The 16,835-nt window shown below is 66.0% G+C and carries 12 protein-coding genes; 10 read left to right on the forward strand and 2 right to left on the reverse strand.

Features of this window, described 5'->3' with window-relative positions; all coding sequences use genetic code 11:
- Positions 1–108: 108 nt before the first annotated feature.
- The gene (locus AC1MCD_RS18525) at positions 109–1,572 is read right to left on the reverse strand and encodes an amino acid permease (RefSeq protein ID WP_498674082.1); all 1,464 of its coding nucleotides are present in this window, start codon (positions 1,570–1,572) and stop codon (positions 109–111) included.
- Positions 1,573–1,726: 154 nt separating this feature from the next.
- On the opposite strand from AC1MCD_RS18525, the gene AC1MCD_RS18530 reads away from it, so the two are divergent.
- The 4 genes from AC1MCD_RS18530 to AC1MCD_RS18545 all read left to right on the forward strand — a co-directional run bounded on the left by AC1MCD_RS18530 (position 1,727) and on the right by AC1MCD_RS18545 (position 5,399).
- Entirely contained in the window at positions 1,727–2,641 is a 915-nt protein-coding gene (locus AC1MCD_RS18530; RefSeq protein WP_498674084.1) for a LysR substrate-binding domain-containing protein, read from the forward strand.
- A 133-nt stretch (positions 2,642–2,774) separates the two neighbouring features.
- Entirely contained in the window at positions 2,775–3,200 is a 426-nt protein-coding gene (panD, locus tag AC1MCD_RS18535; protein ID WP_498674087.1) for an aspartate 1-decarboxylase, read from the forward strand.
- 51 nt (positions 3,201–3,251) lie between these two features.
- Complete coding sequence (locus AC1MCD_RS18540) at positions 3,252–4,178, forward strand: AEC family transporter (RefSeq protein ID WP_498674089.1); 927 nt, start codon at positions 3,252–3,254, stop codon at positions 4,176–4,178.
- An 18-nt stretch (positions 4,179–4,196) separates the two neighbouring features.
- A complete protein-coding gene (locus AC1MCD_RS18545) occupies positions 4,197–5,399 on the forward strand; it encodes an FAD-dependent oxidoreductase (RefSeq protein ID WP_498674091.1) in 1,203 nt (400 codons plus the stop codon).
- Between the two features lie 49 nt (positions 5,400–5,448).
- Here AC1MCD_RS18545 and AC1MCD_RS18550 read toward each other — a convergent pair whose 3' ends face one another.
- Positions 5,449–8,088 (reverse strand): trehalase-like domain-containing protein, encoded by a 2,640-nt coding sequence (locus AC1MCD_RS18550; RefSeq protein WP_498674093.1) that lies wholly within the window; start codon positions 8,086–8,088, stop codon positions 5,449–5,451.
- A 239-nt stretch (positions 8,089–8,327) separates the two neighbouring features.
- Here AC1MCD_RS18550 and AC1MCD_RS18555 point away from each other — a divergent pair, with 239 nt between their 5' ends.
- From AC1MCD_RS18555 to AC1MCD_RS18580, 6 genes are read left to right on the forward strand one after another with little or no spacing between them, the layout of a single operon-like run.
- Complete coding sequence (locus AC1MCD_RS18555) at positions 8,328–9,653, forward strand: ABC transporter substrate-binding protein (protein ID WP_498674095.1); 1,326 nt, start codon at positions 8,328–8,330, stop codon at positions 9,651–9,653.
- A 45-nt stretch (positions 9,654–9,698) separates the two neighbouring features.
- A complete protein-coding gene (locus AC1MCD_RS18560; RefSeq protein ID WP_498674097.1) occupies positions 9,699–10,652 on the forward strand; it encodes a carbohydrate ABC transporter permease in 954 nt (317 codons plus the stop codon).
- Positions 10,649–11,596, forward strand: coding sequence for a carbohydrate ABC transporter permease (locus tag AC1MCD_RS18565; RefSeq protein WP_498674098.1), 948 nt, complete (start codon positions 10,649–10,651; stop codon positions 11,594–11,596). The genes AC1MCD_RS18560 and AC1MCD_RS18565 overlap by 4 nt, the downstream gene beginning before the upstream one ends.
- Positions 11,597–11,622: 26 nt before the next feature.
- Positions 11,623–13,722, forward strand: coding sequence for a beta-galactosidase (locus tag AC1MCD_RS18570; RefSeq protein WP_498678422.1), 2,100 nt, complete (start codon positions 11,623–11,625; stop codon positions 13,720–13,722).
- Positions 13,723–13,731: 9 nt separating this feature from the next.
- Positions 13,732–14,529, forward strand: coding sequence for a DeoR/GlpR family DNA-binding transcription regulator (locus AC1MCD_RS18575; RefSeq protein ID WP_498674100.1), 798 nt, complete (start codon positions 13,732–13,734; stop codon positions 14,527–14,529).
- A 58-nt stretch (positions 14,530–14,587) separates the two neighbouring features.
- Positions 14,588–16,834: an alpha-galactosidase gene (locus AC1MCD_RS18580; RefSeq protein ID WP_498674102.1), complete on the forward strand. Its 2,247-nt coding sequence runs from the start codon at positions 14,588–14,590 to the stop codon at positions 16,832–16,834.
- The last annotated feature ends 1 nt before the right edge of the window (position 16,835 follow it).

Raw genomic sequence — 16,835 nt, forward strand, 5'->3', positions numbered from 1 at the left:
CATCCGGTCACGGGCCGCATTAACTGATAGAGCGTTGGGAAAAAACCCACATTAAGTGAGAGAGCGTCCCAGGGTGACGGAAGGATCAGGCGGCTGGGTGGGCGGGGGTCAGGCGATGGGGCGGTGCATCTCCACTGCCTCCTCGTGGCGCGGGCTGTCGGGGTTCATCAGGGAGTGCTTGCGGCCGTAGAAGAAGTAGATGGCCAGCCCCACAATCAGCCACACGACGAACCGCAGCCAGGTCTCCCAGTGCAGCTGCAGCATCAGGAACGCCGAGGCGAGCATGCCGAAGAGCGGCACCACGGGCATAAACGGCAGCCGGAAGGTGCGCGGGGCGTCTGGCTTCTTGTAGCGGAAAATGATCACGGAGAGGCAGACGACGACGAACGCGGCCAGGATGCCGATGTTGGTCAGATCGGCAACGGCCTTGATCGGGAAGACTCCGGCCAGCAGCGCCGAAGCCACGCCCGCGATCCAGGTGACACGCTGTGGGGTGCCGTGCCGGTCTGTTTTGGCAAACCAGCCGGGCAGCAGCCCGTCGCGGCTCATCGAGAACCAGACGCGGGTGACGCCGAGCAGGAAGGTCAGCATGACGGTGAGGATGGACAGCACGGCAAAGACGGAGATGATGGTGGCAATCACCGGCAAGCCCACACCGTTGAAGGCCGAGGCGAAGCCCGCCTTGGGGTCAATGTCCCGGTAGTTCTGCATGCCGGTGAGGACCAGCGTGGCCGCGACGTAGAGCAGCATGGCCACAATCAGGGACAGGATGATCGCCTTCGGCATGTGCTTCTTGCCATCCGTGGCTTCCTCCGCCGCCGTGCTCATCGCGTCGTAGCCGAAGACGGCAAAGAACACGGTTGCCGAGCCGGCCAGCACCGGTCCGAAGCCGCTGGGCATAAACGGGTTGTAATTGTTGGTGTTGATGTAGAAGATGCCCAGGCCGATGATGAACAGGATCAGGACGACCTTGATGGCGACGGCGACGAGCTCGAAGCGGCCGAAGGTCTTGGTGCCGCGGGACAGGATCCAGGTCACGATCAGGCACACCACCACCGCGGGGATGTTGACGACGCCCCCGGTGCCCTCGTCCGCCGTCGAGGTCATCCAGACAGGCATATGGAGGCCGATACCGGAGAGGAAGGCGTCGAAGTAGCCGGAAATGCCGATGGCCACCACCGCCACGATGGCAATGTATTCGAGCAGCAGGTCCCAGCCGATGAACCAGCCGATCACTTCGCCCAGCGCCACGTAACCGTAGGTGTAGGCGGAGCCGGCGCGTGGGATCATGCCGGCAAACTCGGCGTACGACAGGGCGGCCGCCGCAGACGCCAGGCCCGCGATCAGGAAGGAGAACAGCACCGCAGGGCCTACCCCGGGTTCACTCTCGCTGCCGTGGGCCACCAGTCCGGCGAGGGAAAAAATGCCGACGCCGATGATGCCGCCGACGCCGATGGCAGTCAGCTGCCAAAGCCCGAGGGATTTGAATAGTCCGCTGTGTTTGTTTTCTTCTTCGATGTCGTCGATGGGCTTGCGCCGCATAATCGACTGGCTCATGTCTCGTGTGCTCATCAGGAACTCCTGCGTGGGGTGCGGCCCCATGACGGCGCCCCCGTCGTGGGCTGTGATGGGGGTAACTCAGGACACCAGTATGCAAGCAGTCTTTGCGTTAGATAAAGTGAATCTTTCTAACCAATATCCATTAGATTCATCAAGGAATGTGGCCATGCTCGATGTCCGGCGCCTCAGGCTGCTCCGCGAACTGAAAATCCGGGGGACCCTGGCGGAGGTCGCGGAGGCACTGCAGTACAGCCCGTCGTCGGTCTCGCAGCAACTGGCACTGCTCGAGAAGGAAGTGGGCGTGGAGCTGCTCCGGAAGACCGGACGCCGGGTCCAGCTGACGCCGCAGGCGGAAGTCCTGGTGGCGCATACCTCCCAGCTGCTCGAGACCCTGGAACAGGCCGAGGCAGACCTGGCGGCGTCGCTGATCACCGTCACCGGAACTGTCCGGATCGCCGTCTTCCAGTCCGCGGCGCTGGCCCTGATGCCGGGCACCCTGACGCGGATGACGGCGGAGTACCCGGAGGTGCGGATCGAGATGACCCAGCGGGAGCCGGAAACCGCCCTGCACGAGACCTGGGCACGCGACTTCGACCTGGTGATTGCCGAACAGTATCCAGGCCACGCCGCGCCAAGGTATCCGGAGCTGGACCGCGTCAAACTGACCACCGACGCCATCCGGCTCGCCGTTCCACCCGCGTCCGATGGCGGGCCCGCCATCCGTTCCCTCGAAGACACTGCGGCACTCCCCTGGGTCATGGAACCCCGGGGCGCCGCCTCCCGGCACTGGGCGGAGCAGGCCTGCCGGACAGCGGGATTCGAACCCGATGTGCGTTTCGAAACGGCCGATCTCCAGGCGCAGATCAGGCTGATCGAGTCCGGGAATGCCGTGGCCCTGATGCCGGACCTCGTCTGGACCGGCCGCGGCACCACCGCCCACCTGCTGGAGCTGCCCGGCGATCCGCACCGCACCGTGTTCACCTCAGTGCGCCGCTCCAGCGCGCAGCGGCCCGCCATCCTTGCCGCCCGGGAGACGCTCGCCGCCACCGCCGCGTCGGTAAGCGGACCGATGGGGCAGTGACATACGACGGCGCCCTGCCGCCCGCCGTCGTCCGCTTCCTTGAGTGCGCTCCGGCGATGCGCTCCTGTTTAGCGCGTCCCTGTTTGGTACGTCACAGCGCAACGCCGGAGGCCGGCGATAGACTGGACGCCTTATGAATCGCACAATCTTCAAGTCCAAAATCCACCGGGCCACCGTCACGCACGCCGACCTCCACTACGTAGGTTCGGTGACCGTTGACCTGGACCTCCTCGATGCTGCCGACATTCTTCCCGGCGAGCTCGTGGCCATCGTGGACGTCACCAACGGTGCGCGCCTGGAAACCTACACCATCGCCGGCGAGCGCGGCTCGGGTGTGATCGGCATTAACGGCGCCGCTGCGCACCTGATGCACGAGAATGACATTGTCATCCTGATTACCTACGCCCAGATGACCACGGAAGAGGCCAAGGCCTACGATCCGAAGGTTGTCCACGTGGACAGGGACAACAGAATCGTCCAGATCGGAAACGATCCGGCTGAGGGCCACACCCCAGGCCTGATGCGACCGCCGTTCGCGCTCAATAACGCCACCGCCTAGCCGGAGCGTGAGTCCCGGCACACACCGCCTCCGCGCCCTCGGAGGCTCCTCTTGGTAGGCGTGCTGCAGGGCTTTTTTGTGGTCTGGTTCATCATCATGGTGGGCTGGTTCGTGGGCCGGCAGCGGATCCTGGGCGAGAACGCCCGCCAGGTCCTCAGCGCCCTCACGTTTTTTGTGGCCAGCCCGGCCCTGCTGTTCGAGACCCTGAGCAAGGCACAGTTGCGGGAAGTCTTCGCCGAACCCCTCCTGGTCACCGCGGTGGCAGCGATCGCCAGCGCCTTGATGTTCTTCAGCATCGTGAAGTTCATCCTGAAGCGTGCCTTGCCGGAGGCGCTGATGTCCTCCATGGCCGCGTCCCTGGCCAACTCCGCCAACCTAGGCATCCCCATCGCCGTCTACGTCCTGGGCGACGCCAGTTATGTGGCGCCGTTGCTGATCTTCCAGCTGGCTTTCTTCACCCCGCTCTTCCTGATGATCCTGGACGCCAGCACCAGCAGCCACCGCACCACGCCCCTGGGCTTCATCCTCATGATCCTCCGGAACCCGATGATTGTGGGGTCCGCGCTGGGCTTGCTGGTGGCCGGGATGAACTGGCAGGTGCCGGCCCTGGTCCTGGAGCCCATCCACCTGATCGGCGGCGCGGCCATCCCTGCCATGCTGATCGCGTTCGGCATGAGCCTGCACGGCAGCCGCCCCTTGCAGGCCGCCACCGCAAGGCGCCTGGATACCGTTCTGGCGAGCGCCTTCAAGCTGGTGGTGCAGCCGGCCATTGCCTACGCTTTTGCCCGCTTCGTGCTGGGGCTCGAAGGCCAGGCCCTGTTCGCAGTGGTGGTGGTTTCTTCCCTCCCCACGGCGCAAAATGTCTTTGTCGCCGCCAGCCGCTACTCCACCGGCCTCACCGTGGCCAAGGACACCGTGCTGATCACCACGGTGGTGGCGGTACCCGCCATGATCGGCGTCGCCCTGCTGCTGAACTGACCGGACCTGAGGAGCCACATGGGAACCATCCTTGACACTGTTGTGATCGGCGGCGGAGCAATGGGCTCCGCCGCCGCCTGGGCGTTGGCCCGCCGTGGCCGGCAGGTCACCCTGCTGGAACAGTTCGGCCCGGGCCACCACAACGGGGCTTCGCACGGCAGCACCAGGAACCTGAACCCGGGCTACTCCCGGCCGGAGTACGTGGCCATGCTGGCCGAGGGGCTGGCACTCTGGGATGAGCTCGAGCAGGACAGCGGCGAGCGGTTGCTCACCCGGACGGGCATCGTCAACCATGGACCTGATCCGCGGCTACCGCTGGTTCAGGCCGCTCTCACCGAGGCAGGCATCCGGGCTGAGTCGCTCCGCCCCGATGAGGCCGCCGAGCGGTGGCGGGGCATCCGTTTCGACCAGCAGGTGCTCTACATGCCCGACGGCGGCCAGCTGAACCCTGAGGCCGCGCTCCCCGCCTTCCAGCGGCTCGCCGCTGCCCGCGGCGCCGAGATCCGGCACCACACCAAGGTGCTTGACCTGGAAATGATGGACGACGGCGTCCGGCTCACGTTGGAGAACGGCGGCGGCGAGAACGGCGGCGGCGAGAACGGCGGCGGGACGGGCGGCGGCGCGGGCGACCCCCGCGCAACCGGCACGATCGAGGTGGTCACCGCCGCGCAGGCAGTGGTGACTGCCGGCGCCTGGACGGCGAAACTGCTGTCCGGGGCGGCCGGACGAGGGAAGCTAAGGATTCCCCCGCTGAGGGTCACGCAGGAACAGCCGGCGCACTTCCGTGTCGCAGATGAACAGGCTGTGTGGCCCGGCTTCAACCACACTCCCGGACCCGGGGCGGATTACAAGGACTGGCATTCACCTGTCTACGGGATGCAGACGCCAGGTGAAGGCATCAAGGCCGGCTGGCACGGAGTTGGCCCGGAGGTAGATCCGGACAGGCGGTCCTTCCTCCCCGAACCCGTCCAGCTCGCGGCACTGCAGGACTACGCCCGGACCTGGCTGCCCGGCGTCGACGCTGATTCCTTCGAGGCCATCAGCTGCACCTACACCACCACACCCGACGAAGACTTCATCCTTGACCGGATCGGACCTGTGGTCATCGGTGCGGGCTTCTCCGGGCACGGCTTCAAGTTCACTCCGGTGGTGGGACGGATCCTCGCGGACCTGGCTACCGGCACCCGGCCCGCACCGCAGATCTTCTCGGCATCCCGGTAGGGTCCGCGTCGCGCCAGGCGCTTCCGGCTTCCCGCTGGCCACGGGATATCTACTGCGCCCTGGCCTCCGGCCGGTGCTGGTCCAGGAGCCGGGCGCAGCGGATGAAGCCCAGGTGGGAGTAGGCCTGCGGATGGTTGCCGAGGTGCGTTTCCGTGCTGGGATCGTACTCCTCCGGCAGCAGCCCGGTGGGCCCGAACAGGTTCACCAGCTGGTCGAACAGGTCCCAGGCCTCCTCAATCCTGCCCACCGCAACGTACGCCTCGATAAGCCAGGTGGTGCAGATGTGGAAGCCGCCCTCCAAACCCGGCAGGCCGTCGTCGTACCTGTACCGGAACACTGTCGGTCCCACGCGGAGCTCACGTTCCACGGCCGTGACGGTGTCCAGGAAGCGCTGGTCGGTGACGTCCAGCAGGCCGGACAGCCCAATGTGCAGGACCGCCGCATCCAGGTCGGGGCTGTCGTAGGCCACCGTGTAGGAGCGTGCCGTGTCATCCCAGCCCTCGCGGAGGACCTCCTCGCGGATGGCCTGTGCCGTGGGCTCCCACGCGGGTTCGGGCGCCTTGCCGTGCCGGGCGGCGGTCCGGAGCGCCCGGTCCAGCGTCACCCAGCACATCACCTTGCTATAAACATGGTGCCGGGGCGGCCGCCGGGCTTCCCAGATGCCGTGGTCGGCTTCATGCCAGCGGGCCAGCACAGCCGAGGCCATCTGCACCATCAGGTCCCAATGGTCGTCGGCCAGCGTGCCGGTCCGTCCGCTGAGTGCGTCGATTAGTTCGGCGACCGGCCCAAAGACGTCCAGCTGGACCTGGTGGTCTGCGGCGTTTCCAATCCGGACCGGACGGGAGCCGGCATAACCGGGCAGGCTGTCGATGATGGCTTCCGTGGACAGCTGCGCCCCCGTGACCGAGTACAGCGGATGGAGCCATTCCGGGCCCGGAGCGTGCTCCACGATCCGGCCCAGCCAGCTCAGGAACCCGGCCGCCTCCGCAGTGGAGCCCAGGTCCACCAGCGCGTTCACTGTCATGGATCCGTCCCGCAGCCAGCAGTAGCGGTAATCCCAGTTCCTTGTTCCGCCGATTCCCTCCGGCAGGGACGTCGTTGGAGCAGCCAGCACCGCACCCGTGGGTTCATGCACCAAGGCACGCAGCACCAGTGCGGAACGGCGGACCAGTGACGGCTTCACGGACGGGAGCTCCAGGTCCTGTACCCACCGGCGGGAGTGCAGGGCCACGCCGGAACGCCGGTCTACTTCGCCATCCGGATCCGCAGCGTCCGGTTCTGTGTCCCCGCAACGAAGGTTGAGGACCACGGGCCCGTCCTGCAGGTTCACCGTGGCCGTCGCAGTACCGTGCCGGCCGTCGGAAGTGATCACGAATCTGACGCCGGGCGCGAACAGCACAACAGGGTCCGACGTGCCCACGATGTGCAGCTCGTCGCCGCGCGCCTCCATGCTGAAGGTAACGTTGGCATAATCCGGCCGGGGTGCAAAGACAATCCTTGCGGCGCCGGTGCCGGAGAGGACGCGGACCAGGCTGGTGATCCCTTCCGGCGCCGGTTCGAGGTAGTCCGTGACGGTCACGTCCGCCCACCGGGTTTCCACAATCATGGTGCTGTCCACGTACCGCTGGCCCAGCACCTGCGAAGCCTTAACCGGTTCTACGGAGAAGTGCCCGGCGGCATCCCCGCCGAGGATGTGGGCGAACAGCGAACCTGAATCAGGCAGCGGGTGGCTCATCCAGCAGACCTTGGCGTCCGGGGTCAGCAGGGCAGTTGAGGTACCGTTCCCGATCAGGGTGTGCCGTTCGAGTCCCACGGCATCCTCGCCGAACAGCCAGGCGCGCCGGAGCTCAAAGAGGATGGCCAGGACCCTGGCAAACGATTCCGGGTCCCGCAGCCGGTGCGCGGCCGCCGTATCCCCGGGCCCGACGTGCAGGCCCAGGTCCGGGCCGCGGAGGGTGGCGATGGCCAGTTCATCACTGTAGGCGTCCCCTGCGTACAGGGCAGCGCTGGCGCCAAGCCGGGACCTGAGGCTTTCCAAGGCGTCGGCCTTGGACGGCTCCACCACCGAGAGGTCCAGCACGGACCCGTCCACGATAAAGAACAGCCCGTGGGCCCGGGCGATTTCCCTCGCAGTTTCCGTCACGGACTCCACAACATCCGGAGATGCCGGACGGGTGTGTACGGAGACGGCAACGGGCTTGCGTTCAATCCAGACGCCTTCCTGGAAGCCCACCGCTTCGGAGAGCGCAGTGCTGACTTTCTGCAGGGTCACCTCGGTGGCCAGTGGCTGGACGTGTGCGAACTGCATGTCCGATTCGGCACCGTGCGAGCCGATCAGATGGACCTCCGCGGGGAGGCGGGACACTGCTGCGAGATCGCGCAGGGAGCGTCCGGAGATGACGGCGGCGTGAGTGTTGGGCAGGGCTGCCAGCGCGCGCAGTGCGATGGCGGCGCTGCCCAAGGGAAGGGTTTCGGTGGAGATACCCTCGGCGGCGCATAGAGTGCCGCCGTAGTTGCAGGCCACGAGCAGCCCGGGGACGCGGGCCAAGGCTTTGAGCTCCGCCAGCAGGGTGGGGGTGAACCCTTCGTCTGCGGCATCTGACTGGACGAAAGCCCGCAGCAGGCCCAGTGGGAGCGACTTGGTCAGGAGCGCGGAATCCGCCACGCTCTGGTTGAACGGAGTAGGCATTTGCATAACCCTTCGAGCAGAGAACGGCCCGGAAAGGCTGCCGCACCTTTTATGGTGCGGCCGGGCAGTTTCACCCGAATGTCCCGCTGGTTGCATCCGTGTTACATCCGCAACCCGAACAGCGTAAGCCGCCCTTCCACAATGTTCGCCTTTGCCTCTTGACGTTCCTTATTGTGCGTTTATGATAGTTATTAATGTGAGCTGCTTCACACCACCCGCACTGTTTCAAAGGAGAAATCATGACCATGCACGAAGACGCGTTGCGCCGGGCTTCAAGCCAGGGCGGGTGGGACCGGAGGACGCTGCTGAAGACGTTTGGTGCAGGTGCTTTTGCCATTGCCAGCGCTCCCTTGCTGGCGGGATGCACCGGCGGCAGCGGCCCGGCAGGCGGCGCCAGCGGCGGCAGCAAGACAGTTACTTTCGGGTCGGGTTCATCGGACGAAGTACCCAAGAACGCCTACAAGGCCGTCACGGATGCCTTCACGAAAAAATCCGGCGTCACTGTCAACACCAACGTGGTTCCCCACAACGACTTCCAGAACAAGATCAACACCTACCTCCAGGGCAGTCCGGATGACACCTTCACCTGGTTCGCCGGCTATCGCATGCAGTACTACGCCGGCAAGGGCCTCCTGGCGCCGATCGACGACGTTTGGGAGAAGATCGGCGGCAATTATTCCGAGGCCATGAAGAAGGCGTCCACCGGCGCAGACGGCAAGATGTACTTCATCCCCAACTACAACTATCCCTGGGGATTCTTCTACCGGAAGAGCCTCTGGGCCGAGAAGGGCTACGAGGTTCCCACCACCTTTGACGCGCTGACAGCCCTGGCCAAAAAAATGCAGGCTGACGGCCTCATCCCGATCGAGTTCGCCGACAAGGACGGCTGGCCGGCCATGGGCACCTTCGATTACCTGAACATGCGCCTGAACGGCTACCAGTTCCATATGGACCTTACGGCGCACAAGGAATCCTGGGACCAGAAGAAGGTCAGCGATGTCTTCGACACCTGGAAGGCACTCCTGCCCTTCCAGAACCCGAATGCCCTCGGCATGACCTGGCAGGACTCCGCGAAAAACCTCGGCGACAAGAAGTCCGGGATGTACCTGCTCGGGTCCTTCCTCACCCAGCAGTACACGGACAAGGCTGTTGCCGACGACATCGATTTCTTCCCGTTCCCGGAACTGGCAATGGAGGGCCGGGACGCCGTCGAGGCACCCATCGACGGTCTCCTGCTGTCAAAGAAGGGCGGCGAGAACCAGTCCGCCAGGGATTTTCTGGCCTACCTCGGCACCCCTGAGGGGCAGGACGTTTACGCCTCCGTGGACAGCTCAAACATCGCCGCCGCCAAGGGAGCCGATACGTCCAAATTCTCGCCCCTGAGCAAGAAGATGGCGGACGTCATCTCCAACGCCAAGAGCATCAGCCAGTTCTTTGACCGCGATGCGCTGCCGGCCATGGCGAACAACGTCATGATCCCGGCGCTCCAGTCGTTCATCAAGGACGGCAACGTGGACGTCAAGAATCTGGAAGCCCAGGCCAAGTCGCTCTATGCCGCCCAATAGCGGCCACCCAGGCCACCACGATCCGGCACTAAGGAACATCTTCCCGTGAGTACACTTTCCAAAACGAGCCCCGGCGGGGTGAGGCGCACGGCCACCCCCCGCACGGGGCGGGTCCGGCGGCTCTCCCGCCGCGATAAGTGGGTCCTGAGTTTCATGGTGGGCCTGCCCACGCTGATCCAACTGGTCCTGGTCTGGATCCCGACGCTGCTCTCGGCGGCGTTGTCCTTCACCCGGTGGAATGGCCTGAGCCTGGACGACATCAAGCCCGCTGGGCTCAGCAACTACGAGTTCATCGCCGAGAACTACCCTCCGTTCTGGCCCGCAGTGCAACACAACGTGCTCTGGCTGGTCTTCCTGGCAGTCATCGCGACGCCGTTGGGGCTCCTGCTGGCCATCCTGCTGGATCAGAACATCCGGGGCACCAAGATCTACCAGAGCATTTTCTTCACCCCCGTGATGCTTTCACTGGCATTGATCGGCGTCATCTGGCAGCTCTTTTACAACCGCGACAGCGGGCTGCTGAACTTCCTGCTCGGCACAGCGGGCACACCGCACGCCGTGGACTGGTTCGGCGATTCCGGCGTCAATATCTGGGCCGCGCTCATCGCCGCAACATGGCGGCACGCAGGCTACGTCATGATCCTCTACCTGGCCGGGCTCAAGGGCGTGGACCCCACCCTGCGCGAAGCGGCGCAGATCGACGGCGCCAACGCGGTACAGACTTTCTTCCGGGTGATCTTCCCGGCCATGCGCCCCGTCAACGTCATCATCATTGTGATCACTGTGATCGAATCCCTCCGGGCCTTCGACATCGTCTACGTGATCAACCGAGGCACCAACGGCCTGGAACTCATCAGTGCCCTGGTCATCCAAAACCTCGTCGGCGAAGGTCAGGTGATCGGCGTCGGATCGGCGCTGGCTGTCATCCTCCTTGTCATTTCCCTTGTACCCATTACCTTTTACCTGTCCCGGGCCTTCGGAAAGGACAAAGAGGCATGAGCATCGCGCAGCCTACGGATGCACGCGCGGCGGGCAGTTCGCCCACCGGGCGGAGCACCGGCGTCGGGCCCGGCCAGCCGGCCAACACCAAACGCGGCAAGCCCCACTACGGCATCCACCTGTTCCTCATAGTGCTCGCCATTATGTGGCTCATTCCCTTGGTCTGGACCATCTTCACCGCACTGCGTCCCAAGGCAGACACGGACAAGTACGGCTATTTCAGCTTCGGCGGGTCCTTCAACTTCGACAATTTCAGCCAGGCGTGGACCCAGGGCGGTTTCGCCCAATACGCCTGGAACTCCGCCCTGATCACTATCCCGTCCGTCATCCTGGTGCTGTTCTTCGCGTCGATGATGGCGTTCGCCGTGAGCCGGGTCAACTGGAAGTTCAACATCACGCTGCTGATCATGTTCACCGCCGGCAACCTCCTGCCGCCGCAGGTCCTCGCCGCGCCGCTGTTCGAAATGTTCAAATTACTGCCGCTGCCTTACAGCGTCAGCGATTCCGGGAGCCTCCTCAACACGTACATCAGTGTGATCGCCGTGGACACAGCCTTCCAGATCGGCTTCGTGACCTTTGTACTCTCCAACTACATGAAGGCGCTTTCCCCTGAGCTCACCGAGGCCGCCCTGGTGGACGGGGCGGGAGTGTGGCGCCAGTACTGGAGCATCATCATGCCGCTGTGCCGGCCCGCCCTGGCCGCCATGGGCACCCTCGAGGTCATCTTCATCTACAACGACTTCTTCTGGCCGCTGCTCTTCCTGCAAAGCGGTGACCGCCTCCCGCTGACCACAGCGGTCAACAACCTCCAGGGCCAGTTCCTTTCCAACTACAACCTCATCGCCGCCGGCGCCATGATCACGGCCATCCCGGCCCTGGTGATCTACCTCCTGCTCCAGCGACACTTCGTAGCCGGTTTGACGCTCGGCTCCAGCAAAGGATAAACGTGGACAACAGCAATAACGCCTCCATGGACTACATCACCGCCCGCCTCGGCTCCGAGGGATCCCCGATGCTGGCCTTCGGCGGCGACTACAACCCCGAGCAGTGGCCCGAGGAGACGTGGGAAGAGGACGTCCGGCTGATGCGCGAGGCCGGCGTCAACCTGGTCAGCGTGGGCATCTTCAGCTGGTCGCTGCTTGAACCGTCCGAGGGCGTGTACGAATTCGGCTGGCTGGACCGGATCCTGGACCTGCTCCACGCCAACGGCGTGCGGGTTGACCTGGCGAACGCCACCGCCTCACCGCCGCCGTGGTTCAGCCACAATTACCCCGAATCCCTGCCGGTAACGGCCGACGGCGTGAGGCACAGTTACGGTTCCCGGCAAGCCTTCGCTGCCTCCAGCGCCGACTACCGGCGGGCAGCCGCGGCCCTCACCGAGCAGATCGCCGCGCGCTACAAGGACCATCCCGCCGTCGTTATGTGGCATGTCCACAACGAGTACGGCTGCCATAACCAGCCGGACTTCTCCGACGGCGCCGCCGCCGGTTTCCGGCTCTGGCTCGAGCGCCGCTACGGCAGCCTCGAAGCCCTCAACGCCGCGTGGGGCACCGCGTTCTGGTCCCAGCGCTACTCGGATTGGGAGGAAATCCTGCCGCCCCGGACCTCCGGGACCTGGGTTAACCCAACCCAGCAGCTGGATTTCGCCCGCTACTCCTCTGACGAACTGCTCGAATGCTACAAAGCAGAAGCTGCCATCATCCGCTCGCACTCAGGGCATCCCGTCACCACCAACTTCATGGGCTTCAACATGGGACTGCACCAGCCGGTGGACTACTGGCGCTGGTCCGAGGAGATGGACGTCGTCTCCAACGACCACTACCTTATTGCCGAGGATCTGCGGAACTTCCAGGAGCTGGCGGCCACGGCGGACCTCACCCGCGGCTGGGCCAAAGGCAAGCCGTGGCTGCTGATGGAACATTCGACGTCGGCCGTGAACTGGCAGCCCCGCAACATCGCCAAAGCACCCGGCGAGATGCTGCGCAACTCGCTGCAGCACGTGGCCCGCGGGGCGGACGGGGCGCTGTTCTTTCAGTGGCGGGCCTCCCGCGCCGGCGCCGAAAAGTTCCACTCCGGGCTGCTGCCCCATGCAGGCACCGAGACCAAGGTCTGGCGTGAAGTGGTGCAACTCGGCCAGGCGCTGCGCAGCATGGCCGAAGTCAGCGGCTCGGTGGTCACCGGGGCCTCCGGCCGGGTGGACGTCGCCATCCTGCACGACACCGATGCCCGCTGGGCGTCCGAGCTGGACTCGCACCCGAGCGTGGATGCCTCAAACATCGCCGAAACGCGGCGCTGGCACGATGCGTTCTACCGCTCCGGCATCCCCACGGACTTCGCCCGGAGCACCGACGACCTCTCCGGCTACCGGCTTGTCGTTGCCCCCATGCAGTATCTGCTCACGGACGCGGGCGTGGCCAACCTGGACGGATACGTACGCTCCGGTGGCCATCTGGTGGTGTCGTACTTCTCCGGAATCGTGGACGAAAATGACCACATCAGGCTGGGCAGTTACCCCGGCGCCTTCAGCGGACTGCTGGGCGTGCAGATGGAAGAGTTCTTTCCGCTGCGGGCGGGGGAAAGCGTCGGGCTCAGCGGCTTCGGTGCCGGCAGCTGCTGGAATGAACTGGGCAGGGCCACCACCGCCGAGGTCCTTGCGTCCGTGGCAGAGGGGCCGGCCGCAGGTTCTCCGGCCGTAACCCGCAACCGTGCCGGAACCGGCCGCTCCTACTACATCGCCACCACGCTCGCGCCGGAGGGCCTGGGCGAACTGCTCACCCTTGTGTGCGCCGACGCAGGGGTGGAGCCGCTCGTCCCGGATCTGCCGGAAGATGTGGAAGTCGCCCGGCGCAGCAAGGACGGAACCGATTGGACGTTCTGCATCAACCACGGAACCCGTGACGTCCGGCTGCCGCTGGAAGGAGTCGACCTCATCACGGGAACGGAACTCGACGGCGGACTGGGCCTCGCGGCCGGTGCCGTCGCCGTCGTCCGTTCGCCTGCCGTCCAACTGGTCGGCACCCCCGCAAGCCCATCAAATCAGGCAAACCAGCCTGACCACGCGAGCAGGTAAGGACTCCCCATGCTCGCCGCAGCCCGTCACTCAGCCATCCTCGCCGAGGTCCAGCGTGAGCGGATCGTCCGTGTCGCGGACCTCGCGAGGATACTGGGCGTCTCGCTGATGACGGTGCGGCGGGACATCGAGGCCCTCGACGCGGCGGGCGCGGTAGAGAAGATCCATGGCGGGGCCAAACTGCCGGGCGGAGCCAGCACGCACGAGCCGGGTTTTGAGCTGAAGGTGACCCAGTTCAAGAACGAAAAGATGGCGATTGCCCGGGAGGCTGCCGCCCAGGTGCGCGAGGGAATGGCCGTGGGGCTCAGCGCGGGCACCACCACCTGGGCGCTGGCCCAGCTGCTGTCCGCCGGTCCTCGGATCACGGTGGTCACCAACTCGGTGCGGATTGCCAACGTGTTCCACCAGAGTTCTTCGCGGTCCATCGTGATCCTGACCGGCGGCGAGCGCACGCCCTCCGACGCGCTGGTGGGTCCCTTGGCCACGTCCTCCCTCAGTCAGCTGCACCTGGACGTGCTGTTCCTCGGGGTCCACGGAGTCGACGCCGATGCCGGGTTTACTACTCCGAACGTGCTGGAGGCCGAAACCGACCGGGCCTTCGTGGCGGCGTCGCGTCGCGTGGTGGTCCTGGCAGACCATACGAAGTGGGGCACGCTCGGCATCAGCACCATCGCCGCCCTCGAGGACGCCGACGAACTGATCAGCGACGACCTGCTGGGCGGCGAAGCCAGGCGCATCCTCGGCCAACGCGTGGGCCGGCTGCGGCTGGCCCCGGTCGCCGCCCCCGCCGGCGCCGCCACCGGTTGACCACTGGCACCTACCACCCCGCCCGCCCCCACACCACACAACAACGCCTGGAGCTGCAGTGAACAACCCGGACCTGAATCTTGCCGCGGAACCCCTGCCCGGGGGGACCGCCCTGCCCCCGGCGCCGCTGTACCTGCGACGCTCGGGCACCGCGCTGCTCATCGATTTCAGCACCGGCGAGCCGGCCGTGTTGCACTTCGGCGCCGACCTCGGCCCGGACCTGCCGGACCTATCGCTGCTGACGGACCCTGTGCCGCACTCCGCTCTGGACACCCCGGTGATCCTTGGCCTCATCCCGCAGGCTTCCTCGGGATGGCGCGGGCGGCCGGGACTCCGCGGCCACCGGAATGGCGGCGGGTTTTCCTCCCGGCTCCGGCTGGTGACCGCCGAAACCCACCCTGACGCCGGATCCGCCCTCATCACCCAGACCGACCCCGACGCCGGTATCACGGTCCGGACCGAGCTCCGGATCAACGACGGCGGGCTGCTCCAAATCCGCCACTCACTGACGAACGACGGGCCGGACGCCTACTTCGTGGAGGAACTGGCGGCGGTGCTGCCGGTGGGCCGCGCAGCCACGGAAGTCCTTGACCTGACCGGGCGCTGGTGCCGGGAGTCCCATCCCCAACGCCTTCCGCTGCATCAGGGCACCTGGGTCCGTTCGGGCCGGCACGGCCGGACCGGCCATGACTCCTCACTCCTGCTGGCCGCCGGCACGGCGGGGTTCGGGTACCGCCACGGGCAGGTGTGGGCCGTCCATCTGGGCTGGAGCGGCAACCACGAGAGCTTCGTCGACACTGCCGGCGACGGCCGGACCGTCATCGGCGCCTCGGAGCTGCTGGGATCGGCCGAAATCAGCCTGGCCCCGAACGCCCGCTATGAGACCCCCTGGCTGTTTGCCGCCTACTCCGACGTCGGTTTGGACGGCATCACCGAGGCTTTCTACAGCTGGTTCCGCGGCCGCCCGCACCACCCCAACGCGGCATCGGGCAAACCCCGGCCGGTGGTGTTGAACGTCTGGGAGGCGGTGTATTTCGACCACCGGCTGCCGGCCCTGCTGGAACTTGCCCGGTCCGCCGCCGGCCTGGGCGTTGAACGCTATGTGCTCGACGACGGCTGGTTCCGCGGGCGGCGCAACGACACCGCCGGCCTCGGCGACTGGTACGTCGATGAGCAGCTCTGGCCCGACGGCCTCACGCCGCTGATCGACGCCGTGACCGGCCACGGCATGGAGTTTGGCCTGTGGGTGGAGCCGGAGATGATCAACGAGGACTCGGATCTCGCCCGGGCGCACCCGGACTGGATCGCCGGCCCCGCTGCGCACCCAGCGGGCGGCACGGACGGCCGGCTGCCGGAACGGTGGCGGCACCAGCAGGTCCTGGACCTGGTCAACCCCGACGCCTGGCAGTACATTTTCGACCGGCTCGATGCCCTCCTGCGGGAAAACCGGATCAGCTACCTCAAATGGGATCAAAACCGGGACCTGACCGAGATGGGCCATGCCGGCCGGCCTTCCGTCCATGCTCAGACCCGGGCTGTCTACCGGCTCCTGGACGAACTGCGCAGGGCCCACCCCGGGGTCGAGATTGAAAGCTGCTCATCCGGGGGCGCCCGCGTGGATCTCGGCATCCTGGAACGCACGGACCGGGTCTGGGGGTCGGACTGCAACGACGCCCTGGAACGGCAGACCATCCAGCGCTGGACGGGAATGGTGGTGCCGCCGGAGCTCGTCGGATCACATATCGGCCCCACCACGAGCCACACCACCGCGCGGACCCACGATCTCTCGTTCCGGGCAGTCACCGCGATGTTTGGCCACTTCGGCCTTGAATGGGACCTCCGGCAGCTCAACGCCCCGGAGCGTGAGGAGCTCGGCCAGGCCATCGCGCTGTTCAAGAAGTACCGTGCCCTGCTGCACAGCGGCCGCATGGTGCGCGCCGACGAGCCCGATCCCGCGCTGCGGCTGCACGGTGTGGTCGCTCAGGACGGCAGCGAAGCCCTCTACGCGCTGGTGTCCGTGGCGACGTCGTTCGCCGAAATCCCCGGGCGGGTCTGCCTGCCGGCGCTGCACCCCGACGCCCGTTACCGGGTGGAGGCCGTCTACCCGGCGCCCGGCGACAGACACGCTTTTATGCAGACCGTGCCGCCGGCGTGGCTCAGCACCGGCATCGAGGCCACCGGCCGTTTCCTGGTGGCGTCCGGCCTCCCGATGCCGGTCCTCAACCCCGAACACGGTGTGCTCCTGGCCGTCCGCCGGATAAACGATGACGCCACCCCCGGCGGCCGCCCCGCAAGGAACTCCTAGC

This window comes from Arthrobacter sp. BF1, assembly GCF_056680215.1.